This is a genomic window from Nitrogeniibacter mangrovi, from assembly GCF_010983895.1.
GTDB classification, from domain to species: domain Bacteria; phylum Pseudomonadota; class Gammaproteobacteria; order Burkholderiales; family Rhodocyclaceae; genus Nitrogeniibacter; species Nitrogeniibacter mangrovi.
Map to the genome: position 1 here is coordinate 2,578,967 of NZ_CP048836.1, position 16,424 is coordinate 2,595,390.

Sequence of the window (16,424 nt, forward strand, 5' to 3'; positions counted from 1 at the left end):
CAGCCACATCAACTCTTGATATTTTTAATATTGTTATTGATTTTCAGGCCGCCAACGGCACTGCACTCTGCGACAGGGCGATCACGCCGGCCACGTCGATGATGAGTGCCACACGGCCATCGCCCATGATCGTGGCGCCGGAGATGCCCTGCACTCGGCGGAAGTTCGCATCCAGGCTCTTGATCACGACCTGATGCTGCGCCAGCAGGGCATCGACGAACAGCGCGGCCTTGGCGCCATTGGCCTCGACGACGATCATCAAGCCATGGGTCAGCTCGGCTGGCGCGTTCTGACACCCCAGAACCTCGTGCATACGAATCACCGGCAGGTACTCGCCACGTACCTGGATCACGTGACCGAGCTTCGCCAAAGGCCGGATCTGCGAGCTCTCCGGCTGAAGCGATTCGACGATGTAATTGAGCGGAAGCACATAGGTTTCGCCCCCCACGTCGATCGACATGCCGTCGAGAATCGCCAGGGTGAGCGGCAGGCGCACCGAGATGCGGGTGCCGATCCCGGTCATCGATTCGATGTCGACCGTCCCGCCCATCTGGGCGATGTTGCGCTTGACCACATCCATGCCCACACCGCGGCCGGACACGTCGGTCACCTGGTCGGCAGTGGAGAAGCCGGGTTCGAAGATCAGTTGCCAGACCTCCGCGTCGCTCATCCCCTCGGACACATGCAGCCCGCGCTCGCGCGCCTTGGCGAGGATCTTGTCGCGGTTCAGGCCGGCGCCGTCGTCGCCGACTTCGATGATGATGTAACCGCCTTGGTGGGAGGCATTGAGGGTGATCGTGCCGGTCTCGACCTTGCCCGCGTCGCGTCGGCGTTCGGGGTTCTCGATGCCGTGGTCGAGACTGTTGCGGACCAGATGCGTGAGCGGATCGGCAATCCGTTCGATCAGGCCCTTGTCCAGTTCGGTGCTCTCGCCGCTGACCTTCAGCTCGACCTTCTTGCCGAGCTTGCGCGACACGTCCCGCACCACCCGCGGGAAGCGGGAGAACACCATGGAAATCGGCATCATGCGGATGGACATGACCGACTCCTGCAGATCGCGGGTATTGCGCTCCAACTGCCCCAGCCCGGACATGAGGCGCTCGTAGAGCACCGGATCGATGTCGCTGGCCGACTGCTGCAGCATGGCCTGGGTGATCACCAGTTCGCCGACCAGGTTGATCATCTGGTCCACCTTCTCGACGCTGACCCGGATCGAGCTGTCGCCGGCCGGTTTGCCACTGGCGCGTGCCGGCGCGGCGCCGCGCTGCGGGGCCGACTCGGCCGGTTTGACCGCGGCCGGCGCGGCAGCGCCTTCAGGGCCCGCCGGGACCGGTGCGAAAAAGCCGAAATCGGCCTCCTGCCCGGCTGCCTCGCCGGCCGCCTCGGGCACCACCGGCGCATCGAAGAAGCCGAAACCGTCGTCGTCCTGCGCCGCCGTCTGCGGATCGGCGGCCTCGACGGGTGTGTCGGCGTCGAACAGACCGAAGCCGTCGTCCTCATCCGCCGTGCCGGTGGCCGCGACCGCGGGCAGATCATCGAAAAATCCGAAACCGTCGTCATCGGCGTCGTCCGCCGGGGTTGTTGCGCTCTCGCCCGGGTCGTCGAAAAAGCCGAAATCGTCGTCGCCCGCCGCATCGGCCGGCGACACCGCCTCCTGCAGCAGCTCCACGTCGAGCGAGTCCGCCGCGGCCACGAAGCCGATGATGCCGGCCACGTCGGCCGGATCGGCATCGGTCTCGAGGCGCAGACGCCACGGGCCATCCACATCGTCGGGCTCGGTCACCGTCAAGGCGCCGTGGGCACGCAACTCGTCCATCATGGCCTCGATGAGGCTGCGATCGCCCCGGGCCCGTTCGTCGAGTACGAAGCGGATGTCAAGCGCCGACGGGGGCGCCGGATCGCTGGCGGACGGCGCCTCGCCGTTGCACAGGGCTTCGAGCCGGGTACGGATGGCATCGGCGGCGTCGGTGTCGGCGGTCGCCTCGCCGCGATGGGCGGCGAGCAGATTCTGCAGCACGTCTCCGGCCGACAGGCAGGCGTCGACGATGTCGGAGGACAACCTCATCGAGCCCTTGCGCACCATGTCGAGCAGGGTTTCGGTCACATGGGTCACGTCCGCCATGTCGTGAAAGCCGAAGGTGCCGCTGGACCCCTTGATGGAATGCGCCGCCCGGAAAATGGCGTTCAGGTCTTCCGGATCGGGTGCATCGATGTCCACCGCCACGAGGAGCGATTCCATGTCGCGCAGATGCTCCGCGGTCTCCTCGAAGAAGACCTGATAGAACTGGCTCATGTCGATGGTCATGCTCTGCTCCCGCGCCGGTTGTCTGTCATGGGCTCAGCCGATGACCTTCTTGACCACTTCGATCAGCTTGTTCGGATCGAAGGGCTTGACCAGCCAGCCGGTGGCGCCGGCGGCGCGCCCCTGCGACTTCATCGCATCGGACGATTCGGTGGTCAGCATGAGGATGGGCACGCTGCGGTAGTTGGCCATGCCGCGCAACGACTTGATCAGCGTCAGGCCGTCCATGCGCGGCATGTTCTGGTCGGTGAGCACCAGGTTGAAGGCGCGGGTCTTGGCCTTGTCGAGCCCTTCCTGCCCGTCGGCCGCCTCGACCACCTCATAGCCTGCGCTCTTGAGCGTAAAGGACACCATCTGGCGGATGGAGGCGGAGTCATCGACTGCGAGAACTGTCTTGGCCATCTTGATCTTCCTGTCTTGCGTTACGCCGGCATCAGAACAACTCGATATCGCCGCTCTGGACGCTATCGGCCTTCTTCACCGGATGGGTTTCACTGAATTCGGCCAACTCGTCCAGCATGCGCACCACGCCGGACAAGCGGGCGGAGAGTCGATCGAAGGTTTCATCGTCGCAGGCACGGGCCGCTTCCTGGGCCACGCCGCCGACCTCGTGGATCGCGTCACGCATGCGCGTCAGGCGCTGGCCCACATGGCCGATCATCTGCGAGACCATGTCCTGGAACTGCAGCGCGGTGATCGCCCGTCCGACTTCGGCGTCCACCGAGCCGGCATGGACCGACAGCTGCCCGATCGCCTCGGTGCGCTCATCGTTCATGCGCTCGATCGCGGACAGCATGACTTCCACCTGGCTCTTGCTCTCGAGCGCGAAGTTCATGTCCTGTGAGGCCATACGTTCGATGGCCGTCTCGGTCTGCTTGACCGACGCCAGCATGGTGCTCATGGTCTGCGAGATCTGCTCGCTGAACTGGGCGGTGCGGGACGACAGGTCGCGCACCTCGTCGGCCACCACAGCGAACCCGCGCCCCGCCTCGCCGGCACGGGCCGCCTCGATCGCCGCGTTGAGGGCGAGCAGGTTGGTCTGCTTGGCGATGCCGCCGATCTCGTCGAGGATGCTCTCCACCTCGTGCGCCCGCCGGGCGATGTCGTCGGTCAGCTCGACCAGCTCCATACCCAGTTTGCTGTTGGTCACCACACTGTCGACGATGCGCTGCATGGTGTCGGAGGTACGGGTGACGAATTCGTTGAACTGGAGCGCCTCGCCGTCGCTGTCGGTCGCATCCATGGACATGATCGACATGGCGATCTTGCGCTGTTGGCCGGTCGACGCGTGCATGCCGTGGAAACTACTGGTGAGCTCGTCGATCGCGTTGGACAGCACCCCGAGCACCCGGTTGAATTCACGTTCCGCCAGTTCGAACTGGGTGTTGAACTCGCGCACGCAGCCACCGAAGGCGGCGTCCATCCCGTTGGCGCTCTGAACACCGCTACGCTCGGCCGGGGCGGCGAGCCCGGATGCTTCCTCGTTGCCGACCATGAGCGCCACGGCCCAGCCGAGCGCCGCGACCAGGGCCGCCAGCCAGCCGAGCCCGGCCAGAGCGGGAATCAGGGCGAATGCCATGGCGACGGCCACGGACCAGACGGAACCGCCGATCAGCTTCTTCAGGTGTTTGTTTGGCATGGCTCGATGTGCTCGGATGATTCGGGATTGTTCTGGGAAAAATAACGTCTTCCGGACGGCGGACTTTAACGAGGAGAGGATGTTTCCCCACCCGAAGCGCCGCGGCCGGTCAGCGCATCGACGGCATCGTGATACGCGGTTTCAACGGCGCATGAGGCGTCTCGGGACGCGCAGGAGGGCGCTGCTCGACCGCCCCGTCCCCGGCCGTCTGGCTACCCTCGAGTTGCGTGCGCAAACGAGATGAATCGATTGGGCGCCCCTCGCCCACCTGCACCTTGCGATTGGTGCCCAGCACCGCCTGTTCGGTCTTCCGGTTCATCACGATGATGCTGATGCGCCGGTTGGTCGGATCGTAGGGATCGTCGGGTTTGAACGGAATGATGTCGGCCAGCCCCACCACGCGGATGACCTTGCCCTCCTCGAGCCCACCGGCGATCAGTTCGCGCCGCGCCGCGTTGGCCCGATTGGAGGACAGCTCCCAGTTCGAGAAGCCCCGCTCCCCGCCCGCATACTGGCTCGCGTCGGTGTGCCCGGAGATGCTGATGCGGTTGTCCACGCTGTTCAGTGCCTTGCCGATGGCGCGCAGCAGTTCCTGGGTGTAAGGCTGCAGCCGGTCGCTCGACTGGGCGAACATGGGCCGGTTCTTCTCGTCGACGATCTGGATGCGCAGGCCTTCCGGCGTGATGTCCATGATCAGCTGGTTGCGCAGCGCACGCAGGGTCGAGCTGGCCTCGATCAGCGCTTCGATCTGGCCCTTGAGGTCGATCAGCTGGGCGCGTTCGCGTTGCTCGAATTCGTAAGCGTCCTTGCCCTTGGACACGGCGGACGGGTCGCGGGCCGCATCGAGGTTGATGGTCTTGTGCCCTTCCACGTCGCCACGCTTGACCTGCCCGACCGAGCGCGTCAGATCCTCGCCGCCGCCCTTGATGATGCTGGAGCTGTCGCCCGAACCCTCGCCCCCGTTGAGGCTGACCTTGAGCGGATTCTTGAAGAATTCGGCAATGCCCTCCATGTCGCCCTTGGCCGTGGAGCCAAGCAGCCACATGAGCAGGAAGAAGGCCATCATGGCCGTCACGAAGTCCGCGTAGGCGATCTTCCAGGCGCCGCCGTGCGCGCCGCCCCCACCTTTCTTGATCTTCTTGACGACGATGGGTTGTTGGGTATCGTCACTCATGATTGCGCCGACTCAAGCACGCCGCTCAGCCCTTGCGGCTCTTGACTTCTTCCTCCAGCTCGGTGAAGGACGGTCGGTCGGTGGAGAACAGCACCTTGCGACCGAATTCGATCGCCACCTGGGGCGCGTATCCGTTCATGCTGGCGAGCAGCACCACCTTCATGCACTCGTAGATCTTGCCGCCCTCGTCCACCTTCTGCTCGAGCTGGCCAGCGATCGGGGCCACGAAACCGTAGGAGACGAGAATACCGAGGAAGGTCCCCACCAGCGCGCCGCCGATCATCTTGCCGAGCACCGCCGGCGGCTCGCCGACCGAGCCCATCACGTTCACCACCCCCATCACCGCCACCACGATACCGAAGGCGGGCACCGAATCGGCCACCTTGGACATGACATGCGCCGGGCCATGGGCCTCGTGGTGATGGGTCTCGATCTCCATGTCCATGAGATTCTCGATCTCGAAGGCGTTGAGGTTGCCACCCACCATCATGCGCAGGTAGTCGGTGAGGAACTCCACCGCGTGGTGGTCGCCCATGAAGTTCGGGTACTTGGAGAAGATCGGGCTCGATTCGGCGTTCTCGATGTCGCCCTCGATCGACATCAGGCCCTCCTTGCGCACCTTGGAGAGCAGTTCGTACATCAGCGAGAGCACGTCCACGTAGAAGGCCTTGTTGTAGCGCGAGCCCTTGAACACCGTGGGCAGCGCACCGACGGTGGACTTGATGGCCTTGCCCCCGTTGCCCGCCACGAAGCCACCGGTCATCAGCCCCACGATGGCGATGTATTCGGTGGGCACCCACAGCGCCGCGAGGGAACCGTGAACGGCATAGGTGCCGAGCGAGGCGGCGAGCACGATGACGTATCCGATGATGAGAAACATCGCAACAACCCTTGTTCTTCTGATCGACCCCGGGGGGGATGCACAGAGCCTGACGCGTGGCGCTTGCCACGCCACATATCCTTCAGTGCAGGTATCGACCCTGCCTCGCAAAACTTGAGCCCCCGAACGGCTGAAAACCGCGTCAATCAAGGCTGGTGACCGATCGGGGCCGGACATGCACCCGCGCCTGCGGAGCGCCGACCCGGGCGATGGCGCAAAAAAAAACCGCCGGAAACCCCGGCGGCTTGGAACCCCTTGCTGAGCAAGGAGGAGGTCAGACCATGGCAGTACTACGATCAGATACCACCTTGCGCGACCGGCGACCCTTTCCGGCACGCGAAGGCATGTTGCACAGCCCACACACATACTCATGCGTCGGGTCATACGCATGCGCGACATAACGGCCACCGCAACACGTGCAAGTGGTCTGCTGCAACAAATCGGCGTCGAAGAAGCGCACCAGCGTCCACGCGCGGGTCAGGCTGAGCACGTCTTCGAGTCCCTCCGCCTCGATGTGATCCAGATACAGGCGGTAGCCCTTGAGGATCGCGTCCAGGTCGGCGAGCCCTGCGGTGTCCTTCATGAAGCGGAAGAAGGCCATGAACAGGGAGGAATGTACGTTGGGCTGCCAGGTCATGAACCAGTCGGTCGAGAACGGCAGCATGCCCTTCGGGGGCGAGACGCCACGAACTTCCTTGTACAGCTTGAGCAGGCGTTCGCGGCTGAGTTTGGTTTCGGATTCGAGCATCTGCATGCGCGCGCCGAGACGGATCATCTCGACCGCACGCTGGATGTCTTCGGCTTCGGCAAGAACGCTCTTGTTACGCATTGTGTCGTCTCCGTCCGGTCAGGCCAGGTTCTGGACCGGCTGTGCAGCGGCAACGATCGCCGCGTGCAGCGAGGAGGTCGCGGCGTCGCGCCCCTTGCCGGTCAGCATGCCGACCAGGGCGGCGTCGTCGAAGCGGAAGCGGCACAGCACCATCTGCTGCCCCGCCATGCGGGCGATCTGCGAGGTGGACAGACCTTCGATGAGCTCGGCGACCTCGGCGGAAATTCCGAGGCGGAACATGGCCTCTTCCCGATCCTCGCGCACCATCTGTTGAGCGAGCATCAGATAGGCAAGATTCAGTTCCCTGATTTCTTCCTGCATGTCCATGCTTTTCATCGAGACCTCCTGGCGTCGCGCGTTGTCGCGCTTGTCTTCATCGTGGGGGTCATTGTGCTCGGAGGCAAAAATTGCCGGTATCGGCCAGGCTTGTAAGATCCTGTAACAAGCCTTTTACCTTTTCGTGTAGGAATTTGTCCTACACGGCACGTCGAAGAGCGGCCACGGGGCCACCGGGCAGGACTCAGGCGACGGGGGCGTCCTGACTTTCCAGGCGCTCGAGCAACTGCGCGAAGGCCATCGGGCGACCGTAGTAGTAGCCCTGGAAGTATTCGCAGCGCTCGCGCTTGAGCAGCTCGATCTGGGCCTCCGTCTCGACCCCTTCGGCAATGGTCGAGCGGCGCATGCTGTGCGCCAGCGCAATGATCGCGCGAACGATGGCGGCGTCCTCCTCGTCGGTGCACAGGTCGCGCACGAAGGACTTGTCGATCTTGATGACGTCGATGGGAAAGCGCTTCAGGTAGGACAGCGAGGAGTAACCGGTGCCGAAGTCGTCCACCGAAATGCGCACCCCCATGTTGCGCAGGGCACGGAGCATCCCGGCGGTGGACTCGGCATCCTGCATGAGGGAGGACTCGGTGATCTCCAGCATCAGGCACCCGGGACGCAGTCCGGTGCGCGCCAGCGTGTCACGCACCGATTCGAGCAGCCGCGGCTGGCCGAACTGCATGGCGGAGACGTTGACCGACACGTTCATGTCGGTGAATCCGGCTTCGTGCCAGGCGTGGCAGCGGCGCGCCGCCTCGTTGAGCACCCAGTCGCCGATCTCGACGATCAGGCCGGTCTCGTCGGCGATGGCGATGAAGCGGTCCGGCGGCACCCGGCCGAGGCGCGGATGGTTCCAGCGCACCAGCGCCTCAGCGCTGACGATCCGGCCGCTGGCCGCCTCGAGCACCGGCTGGAACTCGAGGAACAGCTCGTCGCGCTCCACCGCGTGGCGCAGATCGGCCTCCAGCGCCACCCGCTCCGCCGAGGCGGCATTCATGGTGCGATCGTAGAAGCGGAATCCATTGCCGCCACGCCGCTTGACCTGGGCGCTGGCGGTCTCCGCGTTCATGAGCAGGTCGTACACCTGGGTGCCGTCGACGGGGACCAGGGCGATGCCGATGCTGGGCGTCAGAAACAGCTCGATGCCGTCCTTCATGAACGGCGCCTCGAACACCTTGCTGATCCAGCGGGCGAACACCTCGGCGCTGGCACGCTCGCCGATGCCGGGCACGAACACGCCGAACTCGTCCCCGCCCAGGCGCGCCAGCACCACATCCGACTGCAGCACCTCGAGCAGCCGGACGCTGATCTGGCAGATGATGTCGTTGCCGCTCTCGTAGCCGAAGCTGGCATTCACCCGCAAGAAGCGATCGATGTCGATCACGAACAAGGCACCACGCACCGCGCGACCGCGCTGCAACGCACCGTCGAGCCAATCGGACACCTTGGTGCAGAACAGATTCTGGTTGGGCAGCTTGCTCAGCTTGTCGAAATAGGACAGCTGCTGGATGCGGTCGTCCGCCTGGCGCACCGCCCGGCGCGCCGCCGCACCGCGCAGCTCACGCTCAATGACCGGCACCATGCGCTCGTACTGTCCCTTGGGGATCACGTCGTGCACGCCGTCGTACATGGCGGAGATCGCGAGCTGGTCGCTGATATGGCCGGAATGCAGGATGAACGGCAGATCGCGGCCGCTGCGCTTGAGCACTTCGAGGGCCGCCAGCGCGTCGAAGCCCGGCATGTTGTGGTCGGAGATCACCAGATCCCAGTCGTCGGCAGCGAGCGCCGCGGCCATGTCGAGCTCGCTGTCGACGCGCCGATAGTCGATCGCCACCCCACGCTGGGCCAGTTCGGCCTTGAGCAGGAAGGCATCGTCTTCGGAATCATCCACGACGAGGGCGCGAATGGGCGCGTCGGTCGTGGTGGCGGCGGTCTGGGTCATCGAGCGGTGTCGGAATCCGGTTTAGCTATTTCGAATTAGCGGTTTCCCGCGGGGGAACTTGAGGCACGGCCCCACCGTCCGTCGGCTCGACCGCCGACGCCGCTTCGGCCGCCCCGGCCACGCGTTGCTGCACGGTCGCCACCTGGTCGCGCCCCTGGGCCTTGGCCACGTAGGCCCCCTGGTCGGCCCGCTTGATCATGGCATCGGCGTCGGGCATGGAGGCGTCGCGCTCGGCCACCCCCACGCTGATGGTGACGCGCAGGTTCAGCCGGCTGACCGACACCCGGGCGCCATGGACGGCCTCGCGCAGGCGCTCGGCGCAGTGCATGGCGGCGCGCAGGTCGGTATCCGGGCACAGCACGAGGAATTCATCACCCCCGGTGCGCGCCACCACGTCCTGCGAGCGCAGCCCCAGCTTGATCGCGCTGGCGGCCTGGCGCAGGACGGCATCGCCGACGTCATGGCCGTAGGTGTCGTTGATCTGCTTGAAGTTGTCGATGTCGATGACCATGCATGAGAGCGGCCGCCGCGAACGCATGGACGCCGACCACTCCTGGGCGATCCGGTCGATGGCGTAACGGCGGTTGCGAAACCCGGTCAGCTGATCCGTGAGGGCCACTTCCTGCAGGCGCCGGTTGGTCACCGCCAGTTCGGCAGCGAAGCGCCGGATCTCCTCGCGGTCGCGCTCCACTTCCTGCTGCAGGCGGATCACCCGGTGTCCGGCCCGCAGGCGCGCGGCGAGCACGCGACTGCGGATCGGTTTGGTGACGAAATCGTCCACACCGTTCTCGAAGGCCTCGATGAGTCGTTCGTCGTCCTCGCGGGAGGTGAGCAGGAGGATGTAGATCGAGCGCCCGATGCGCGTCTGCCGCAGGGCCCGCGTGAGGGCGATGCCGCCCACCCCGGGCATGTGCGCATCCACGAGCATCATCTGCGGCTGCACCTCGAGCGCCAGCTCCATGCCGTGACGCCCGTCGTCGGATTCGAACACCCGATGACCGGCGCGTTCGAGCACGCCGCGCAGGGTCGCGCGCACCTTGGCATCGCGTTCGACCACCACGACCCGCATCGACACGCCGCTGGCCGGTGGCACGCACGGGGGCGCCTCCCCCGGACGCGTGCTTTTGGCCGTGCCTGCGGCGCCGGCCTGGGCATGCACCGGCTCGACGAAGCGCTGGGTCGCCACCTGCAGCACCTTGCCCCATTCGGTCCACTCACGGGTCACCTCTTCGATGAAGGTGTCGAGCGCCTCCGGCGCCATCCCGGTGCGATCGGCCACCGGGGACAGGTGCTCCATGAGCGCGGGTCGGGCGGCCGGATCGGCCAGACAGAGCTGGGCAATCTCGTGGGCCAGACACAGCGCGTCGAGAATCTTCGCCTCGCGGCTCTCCTCGCCGAAGGCGGCCCCCAGCGGCGCCTCGAAATGATAGGCCACCTCCTGGTAGATCACCGGCAGCCCCCAGTCGGCCAGCATCGCCGCGGTCAGCTCCCGGTGGTTCATCGCGAAGGCCTTGCGCTCCATGGCGATGAGTTCGTCGGCATCGCGGGCCCGCCCCTCGACAAGCACCTCGCTGTATTCCCTGGGAAACAGGGTGGCCAGCGCCAGCTCACCGATGCGCGCCAGCAGACCGAGGCAGAACATCTCGTCGGGCGAAGCGCATCGCAGGCGTCGCCCCAACCCCTGGCAGACGATGGCCATCACCAGCGATCCGGACCAGTAGCGCTCGTAGTCGAAGTGCTCGCAGCCGCCACTGCGGTAGTTGGACAGCAGCGAGAACCCCAGCGCCATGTTGCGCACCGCCGGCAGCCCCACCACCATCAGGGCCTCCTGCACCGACGCGATCGGCCGCCCGGGCGAGATCGCCACCCCGTTGGCCGCCTTCACCAGACGCCCGACGAAGGCCGGATCGGTCTTGATCACCCGCGCCAGCTCGGCCAGCGACAGATCCTCCTTGCGCGTCAGGCGGATGATCGCGAGCGCGGCCCCCTTCGGCGAAGGCAGATCGCCGGAGGCCTTGAGCTGTTCGAAGTGGCTGATCTTGATCGGTGGCGACATGGCGGATCGGGTTGAATACGGCATTTGTCCCGGGCGACGGCCCGGGCAATGTTCATCGCCTTATTCATCGGTTCGATCGCGGCCCAACTTGAGCCCTTTGTCATGTATCCCCCGCCCGCCCACCGGGCCAGAGCACGCGACCACAAAGATGTCCAGCCTCGGGCAAACGCCTGATAGAATCGTCCAAACCGGAGACATACATGAATTTCTGCTCAGCATGCGGCGCGACGGTCAGCTTTCGCATCCCCGAGGGGGATTCGCTACCGCGCCACGTGTGCGACACCTGCGGCGAAATTCATTACTCCAATCCCAAGATGGTCGTCGGCGCCATCGTCGAATCCGGTGACCGGATCCTGCTGTGCAAGCGGGCCATCGAGCCCCGCCATGGCCTGTGGACCCTGCCCGCCGGGTTCATGGAAAACCGCGAAACGACCGCCCAGGCGGCGGCGCGCGAGACCCTCGAGGAAGCCTGCGCCCGCATCACCGTCGGCGAGGCCTTCGCCATGGTCAGCATTCCCCACATCAGCCAGGTGCACCTGTTCTATCGGGCGCGCCTGGCCGAACCCGGTTTCTCGCCGGGCGACGAATCACTGGAGGTGGCCCTGTTCGACGAGCAGGACCTGCCCTGGAACGCGCTCGCCTTTCGGTCTGTCGACCTGGCCCTGCGCCGCTATTTCGAAGACCGGCGACATCAGCGTTTCACCTTTCACGCGGAAGATCTCGACTACGACGCCAGGCAAAACATGTGAGGCGCGGAACCGGCGCCGCTCGGGAACGATCAAATGAGCAGACATACGCGCCAACGGCCCAACGACCAGGAGGACATGCAGACGATGCAAGCGGTTGACGTTTCTTCGCATGGAGACGCCCGGGTCCCGGTGCGCCACCCCTGGATTCTCACGCTCGACGTCAACGGCCGCCCGCACCGCTGGGTCAGCTGGCAGGCGGCCTGCACCTACCATGCGCGCGACATGGTCGCCTGGTCGACCGGCGAACAGGCTTTCCGCATCCTCGGCGGCACCTGTCGCATCACCGGCGAGCGCTCCTCGCTGAGCAGCCAGAGCATCATCGCCATCAAGGGCCGTGCGCTGCGCCCGGCCAGCTTTCGCCAGGTGCCGCCCCTGAGCAACCGCGAGCTGTTCCGCCGTGACCGCCACACCTGCGCCTACTGCGGCAGCACCCTGCCCGGCGCGCAGCTGACCCGCGACCATGTCGAACCGGTCTCGCGCGGCGGGCGCGACGTGTGGATGAACGTGGTCACCGCCTGTCGGCACTGCAACCAGAAGAAGGACAACAAGCGCCCCGAACAGGCCGGCATGGCCCTGCTCTACGCGCCCTACGTGCCCAACAAGGCGGAGTTCCTGATCCTGTCCAACCGCAACATCCTGGCCGACCAGATGGATTTCCTGCTCCAGCATCTGCCCACGCAGAGCCGGGTCCGCCATCTGGACGGCTGAGACCGCCTCTCAGGCGTCCTGACGCGCCGCCCCCGAGGCGGGCGGCGCGCCCGGCAGGTCGGGCTTGATGTCCGCCGTCCTGGCCGGCCCGGTCTTGGCGGCACGCTTGGGCACCTCGGCCGGGTCCGGATCGATCAGCGCCAGCACCACCCAGCCGGCCTTGGGCGCGAAGGTGTTGTCGTCGGTAAAGACCTCCACCCGCCCTTTCGGGTCGATCGCGAACAGCGGCGTCGCCCGCTCGCCGTACTTCTCGCCGAACTGCTCGAACCCGAAGGCCTCGGACAGGTTGGTCTGCCGGATCTCGGCACCGCGGGCGACCCGCCGTGACAGGTCCACGAAGGTGGCGCGCTCCCCGAAGGTCCACTGCCCGCCTCCGGCAGAGACGCTCTTGCGCCCCTTCTCGGTGTGGCTCACGCGCAGGGCGAAGGTGCGCTTGGGGCCAAAATAGGCCCGGAACCGGGTGCACGCCAGCTCGTTCAGGTGCTCGTCGGCGGTCAGCGCCAGCACCCGCCCGAGGCCCGAGGTGTCCAGGTAGATCTCGGCGTGTTCCGACAGCGGGTTGCCGTAGTAGGTCTTGAGCCCGGCCATGCGCGCCCGGCTCACGTTGTCCCACAGGGTGTCGGTCAGGCGCACCGACACCTCCTGCTGCGCCAGCGCCTGCGCGATCGCACGCGCGAGCGGATTGGCACCGACGATCAGGAAGCCGCCGGAACCCGGCTCGGCCACCTTCAACATCCGCGCCAGCGGGCCCGCGGTCAGGCTTTGCAGCACCACCGTGCCGATGATGACCACGAAGGTGAGCGGGACGAGCAGGATGGCGTCCTTGAAGCCCTGCTGGTCGAGCTGGATCGAGAACAGCGCCACCACCGCCGCCGCGACGATGCCGCGCGGCGCGATCCAGCCCAGCAGCGCCCGCTCGCGCCAGTTCAGCGAGGAGCCGCGGGTGGCGAAGAACACCTTCACCGGCCGCGCTACGAACTGCATCACCAGGAAGATCTGCACCGCCACCCAGCCGATGTGCTCGAGCAGTCCCAGATCCAGCCGCGCCGCGAGCAGGATGAACAACGCCGTGATCAGCAGCAGGCTGAGGCTTTCCTTGAAGGCCAGGATCTCCTCGACCGGCACGCCCTTGCGGTTGGCCAGATAGATGCCCATCGCGGTCACCGCCAGCAGCCCCGACTCGTGCGCCACCGCGTTGGAGAGCGCGAAGGCCCCCATCACCGCCGCCAGCGTCGCGACGTTGAACAGGTAGTGCGGCAGCCAGTCGCGCCGCAGCGCCTCGCCGAGGAAATAGCCCACGCCGATGCCGACCAGCAGCCCCGAGCCGATCAGGCGGAAGAAGGTCATGAAGGTCTCGACCCAGGCACCACCTGCGCTCGTGGATACCAGGAATTCATACACCAGCACCGCCAGCAGGGCACCGATCGGGTCGATGATGATGCCCTCCCAGCGCAGGATGCTCGCCACCTTGGCGGTGGGGCGCACGGTGCGCAGCATGGGCTGGATGACGGTCGGCCCGGTGACCACCATGATCGCCCCGAACAGGGTCGCCAACCCCCAGGAGAAGTCGGTCAGCCAGCGGGTGGCCAGGGTGGTGATGAGCCAGGTGATCAGCATGCCGGTGGTCACGAAGCGGCGCACCACCTTCTCCAGCCCCGCGATCTCGGAAAACTTGAGCGTGAGGCTGCCTTCGAAGAGGATCACCGACACCGCCAGCGACACGAAGGGGAACAGCAGGTCGCCGAGCAGCGCGTCCGGGTCGAGGATGCCCGCCACGGGGCCGACGACGATGCCGGACAGCAGCAGGAAGAGAATGGCCGGCAGGCGCATGCGCCAGGCCAGCCACTGGCACGCGCCGCCCAGCACGGCGATCCCGGCGAGCAAGGCAATCGTCTGTTGGGTCACGGAAAGAGTCCTCCGATGGGCGCGTGCGCGATCAGCATACCCGAATCCAATGTCGTATCAGAGACGTCGACGCCGACGCTGCGGGGCATGTTCCCGCGCCGGACGCGACCATTCGTCGGGCACCTGGCCGTCGCACCATTGCCCCGGTCCGAGCGCATCGAGCCGCCACGGCCCGATCGCGGTGCGGATCAGCCGCAGGGTCGGAAAACCGGTCCGGGCGGTCATGCGCCGCACCTGCCGGTTCTTGCCCTCGCGGATCACCAGCTCGATCCAGGCGGTGGGAATGGCCTTGCGCTCGCGGATCGGCGGCTGGCGGGGCCACAGCCAGGCCGGTTCCTCGACCAGACGCGCCTCGGCCGGCCGGGTGCGAAACCCCCCCAGGTCGACGCCGCGCCGCAAGGCTTCGAGGGCGGCCTCGTGGGGAATCCCTTCCACCTGGGCCAGATAGGTCTTGGGCGCCTTGTGGCGCGGGTCGGCGATGCGCGCCTGCAGGCGACCGTCGTCGGTCAGCAGCAGCAGGCCCTCGCTGTCGGCATCGAGCCGGCCCGCCGGATAGACGCCGGGCACCTCGATGAAGTCCTTCAGGGTGTGCCGCTCGCCCTCGGGCGAGAACTGGCACAGCACGTTGAAGGGTTTGTTGAAGAGGATCAGGCGGGACATGATGTGCGCCCCGCCGTGCGGGCCGCCGACCGGCGTCGGTCAGGCGGCGTAGCAGCGCAGGCGCTGCGAGAATTCCTGCAGCTGCGCAATGCCGCTGCGTTCGGCGCGCTCGATCCAGTCGCGCAGCTGCGCCAGCAGCTGGTCGCGCGAGGCGGTGGAACGTGCCCACAGGGCGTTGAGTTCGGCGCGCATGGTCTCGAGCAGGGCCAGCCGTTCGCTGTGTTCGAGCGCGGCCTGGCGCTGGGCGGCGGCATCCTCGGGCAGGTTGTCGGAGAGGATCAGGCGGCGCAGCTCGCGCGCCTTGAGGGTGAAGGTGCCCGCGTGGCGGCGCTTGAGATGCGCGATCTCCTCGGCATAGGTGTTGCGCAGCGAGCGCAGGTAGCGGGTCATCACGTCGTAGCGATGGGTGATGATGGCCTGCAGCATGTCGCCGTCGGGCACCGGGCGCGCCGGCGCGAAGCGCGGCGTCGGGATCACCTTCTTCGGCCGCGCCAGCCCCACCGCCTGCAGCAGGCGGATGTACATCCAGCCGATGTCGAATTCGTACCAGCGCGCCGACAGCTTGGCGGAGGTGGCGAAGGCGTGGTGATTGTTGTGCAGTTCCTCGCCACCGATGAGGATGCCCCAGGGCACCAGGTTGGTGGCCGCGTCGGCGCAGTTGAAGTTACGGTAGCCCCAGAAGTGCCCCACACCGTTGATCACCCCGGCGGCGAAGAACGGAATCCACATCATCTGCACCGCCCACATGGTGAGCCCCACGGGCCCGAACAGCAGCAGGTCGATGATCAGCATCAGGCTCACGCCGAGGATGTTGCGCCGATAGACGTGACGCTCGATCCAGTCGTCGGGGGTGCCGTGGCCGTAGCGGTCGAGGGTCTCCTGGTTCTTCGCCTCGGCGCGGTAGAGCTCGGCGCCCTGCCACAGCACCTTGCGCAGGCCCCGCGTCTGCGGGCTGTGCGGATCCTCTTCGGTCTCGCACTTGGCGTGGTGCTTGCGGTGGATGGCGGCCCACTCCTTGGTGACCATGCCGGTGGTCAGCCACAGCCAGAAACGGAAGAAATGGCTCGGCAGCGGGTGCAGGTCCAGCGCCCGGTGGGCCTGGTGGCGATGCAGGAAGATGGTGACGGCGGCAATGGTGACGTGCGTCATCGCCAGGGTCACCAGCACATAGCCCCACCAGGGCAGATCGATCAGACCGGACAACATGCGCGGATGCGCTCCTTGAAAAAATTCGTTGGGAGATTATACGTGAGGCC

The 16,424-nt window shown here is 66.2% G+C and carries 14 protein-coding genes; 2 read left to right on the top strand and 12 right to left on the bottom strand.

The annotated features are described in order from the left end of the window. Window positions 1-43 precede the first annotated feature (43 nt). The 9 genes from G3580_RS11900 to G3580_RS11940 form a co-directional block, all read right to left on the bottom strand. Window positions 44-2,305: a chemotaxis protein CheW gene (locus tag G3580_RS11900; protein ID WP_173765778.1), complete on the bottom strand. Its 2,262-nt coding sequence runs from the start codon at window positions 2,303-2,305 to the stop codon at window positions 44-46. 33 nt (window positions 2,306-2,338) lie between these two features. Next, window positions 2,339-2,704, bottom strand: a complete 366-nt coding sequence (locus G3580_RS11905; RefSeq protein WP_173765780.1) for a response regulator — start codon at window positions 2,702-2,704, stop codon at window positions 2,339-2,341. Window positions 2,705-2,735: 31 nt separating this feature from the next. Then, window positions 2,736-3,941 carry a methyl-accepting chemotaxis protein gene (locus G3580_RS20385; RefSeq protein ID WP_173765781.1) on the bottom strand — a complete coding sequence of 402 codons (1,206 nt, stop codon included), beginning with the start codon at window positions 3,939-3,941 and terminating at the stop codon, window positions 2,736-2,738. A 109-nt stretch (window positions 3,942-4,050) separates the two neighbouring features. Next, on the bottom strand, window positions 4,051-5,115 hold the full coding sequence (gene motB / locus G3580_RS11915; protein WP_173765783.1) for a flagellar motor protein MotB: 1,065 nt from the start codon (window positions 5,113-5,115) through the stop codon (window positions 4,051-4,053). 25 nt (window positions 5,116-5,140) lie between these two features. Then, the gene (gene motA, locus G3580_RS11920; RefSeq protein ID WP_173765785.1) at window positions 5,141-5,995 is read right to left on the bottom strand and encodes a flagellar motor stator protein MotA; all 855 of its coding nucleotides are present in this window, start codon (window positions 5,993-5,995) and stop codon (window positions 5,141-5,143) included. A 274-nt stretch (window positions 5,996-6,269) separates the two neighbouring features. Beyond that, a complete protein-coding gene (gene flhC / locus G3580_RS11925) occupies window positions 6,270-6,824 on the bottom strand; it encodes a flagellar transcriptional regulator FlhC (RefSeq protein WP_173765787.1) in 555 nt (184 codons plus the stop codon). An 18-nt stretch (window positions 6,825-6,842) separates the two neighbouring features. Next, the gene (gene flhD / locus G3580_RS11930; RefSeq protein ID WP_173765789.1) at window positions 6,843-7,160 is read right to left on the bottom strand and encodes a flagellar transcriptional regulator FlhD; all 318 of its coding nucleotides are present in this window, start codon (window positions 7,158-7,160) and stop codon (window positions 6,843-6,845) included. A 184-nt stretch (window positions 7,161-7,344) separates the two neighbouring features. Continuing rightward, complete coding sequence (locus G3580_RS11935; RefSeq protein ID WP_173765791.1) at window positions 7,345-9,090, bottom strand: putative bifunctional diguanylate cyclase/phosphodiesterase; 1,746 nt, start codon at window positions 9,088-9,090, stop codon at window positions 7,345-7,347. A gap of 25 nt (window positions 9,091-9,115) precedes the next feature. Beyond that, the gene (locus G3580_RS11940) at window positions 9,116-11,146 is read right to left on the bottom strand and encodes a GGDEF domain-containing response regulator (protein ID WP_173765793.1); all 2,031 of its coding nucleotides are present in this window, start codon (window positions 11,144-11,146) and stop codon (window positions 9,116-9,118) included. 200 nt (window positions 11,147-11,346) lie between these two features. Here G3580_RS11940 and G3580_RS11945 point away from each other — a divergent pair, with 200 nt between their 5' ends. Beyond that, window positions 11,347-11,895 carry an NUDIX hydrolase gene (locus G3580_RS11945; protein ID WP_173765795.1) on the top strand — a complete coding sequence of 183 codons (549 nt, stop codon included), beginning with the start codon at window positions 11,347-11,349 and terminating at the stop codon, window positions 11,893-11,895. A gap of 75 nt (window positions 11,896-11,970) precedes the next feature. Further along, window positions 11,971-12,603 carry an HNH endonuclease gene (locus G3580_RS11950; RefSeq protein ID WP_217424475.1) on the top strand — a complete coding sequence of 211 codons (633 nt, stop codon included), beginning with the start codon at window positions 11,971-11,973 and terminating at the stop codon, window positions 12,601-12,603. 9 nt (window positions 12,604-12,612) lie between these two features. On the opposite strand, the gene G3580_RS11955 is transcribed toward G3580_RS11950, so the two are convergent. From G3580_RS11955 to G3580_RS11965, 3 genes are read right to left on the bottom strand one after another with little or no spacing between them, the layout of a single operon-like run. After that, window positions 12,613-14,508: a cation:proton antiporter gene (locus G3580_RS11955; protein WP_173765799.1), complete on the bottom strand. Its 1,896-nt coding sequence runs from the start codon at window positions 14,506-14,508 to the stop codon at window positions 12,613-12,615. A 57-nt stretch (window positions 14,509-14,565) separates the two neighbouring features. Then, entirely contained in the window at window positions 14,566-15,168 is a 603-nt protein-coding gene (locus G3580_RS11960; protein ID WP_173765801.1) for a pseudouridine synthase, read from the bottom strand. A gap of 39 nt (window positions 15,169-15,207) precedes the next feature. Further along, complete coding sequence (locus G3580_RS11965) at window positions 15,208-16,374, bottom strand: DesA family fatty acid desaturase (protein WP_173765803.1); 1,167 nt, start codon at window positions 16,372-16,374, stop codon at window positions 15,208-15,210. Window positions 16,375-16,424 lie beyond the last annotated feature (50 nt).

Coding starts and splice junctions, on each gene's coding strand:
- G3580_RS11900 (WP_173765778.1), bottom strand. CDS start 2,305: ATGACCATCGACATGAGCCAGTTCTATCAGGTCTTCTTCGAGGAGACC.
- G3580_RS11905 (WP_173765780.1), bottom strand. CDS start 2,704: ATGGCCAAGACAGTTCTCGCAGTCGATGACTCCGCCTCCATCCGCCAG.
- G3580_RS20385 (WP_173765781.1), bottom strand. CDS start 3,941: ATGCCAAACAAACACCTGAAGAAGCTGATCGGCGGTTCCGTCTGGTCC.
- motB (WP_173765783.1), bottom strand. CDS start 5,115: ATGAGTGACGATACCCAACAACCCATCGTCGTCAAGAAGATCAAGAAA.
- motA (WP_173765785.1), bottom strand. CDS start 5,995: ATGTTTCTCATCATCGGATACGTCATCGTGCTCGCCGCCTCGCTCGGC.
- flhC (WP_173765787.1), bottom strand. CDS start 6,824: ATGCGTAACAAGAGCGTTCTTGCCGAAGCCGAAGACATCCAGCGTGCG.
- flhD (WP_173765789.1), bottom strand. CDS start 7,160: ATGAAAAGCATGGACATGCAGGAAGAAATCAGGGAACTGAATCTTGCC.
- G3580_RS11935 (WP_173765791.1), bottom strand. CDS start 9,090: ATGACCCAGACCGCCGCCACCACGACCGACGCGCCCATTCGCGCCCTC.
- G3580_RS11940 (WP_173765793.1), bottom strand. CDS start 11,146: ATGTCGCCACCGATCAAGATCAGCCACTTCGAACAGCTCAAGGCCTCC.
- G3580_RS11945 (WP_173765795.1), top strand. CDS start 11,347: ATGAATTTCTGCTCAGCATGCGGCGCGACGGTCAGCTTTCGCATCCCC.
- G3580_RS11950 (WP_217424475.1), top strand. CDS start 11,971: ATGCAGACGATGCAAGCGGTTGACGTTTCTTCGCATGGAGACGCCCGG.
- G3580_RS11960 (WP_173765801.1), bottom strand. CDS start 15,168: ATGTCCCGCCTGATCCTCTTCAACAAACCCTTCAACGTGCTGTGCCAG.
- G3580_RS11965 (WP_173765803.1), bottom strand. CDS start 16,374: ATGTTGTCCGGTCTGATCGATCTGCCCTGGTGGGGCTATGTGCTGGTG.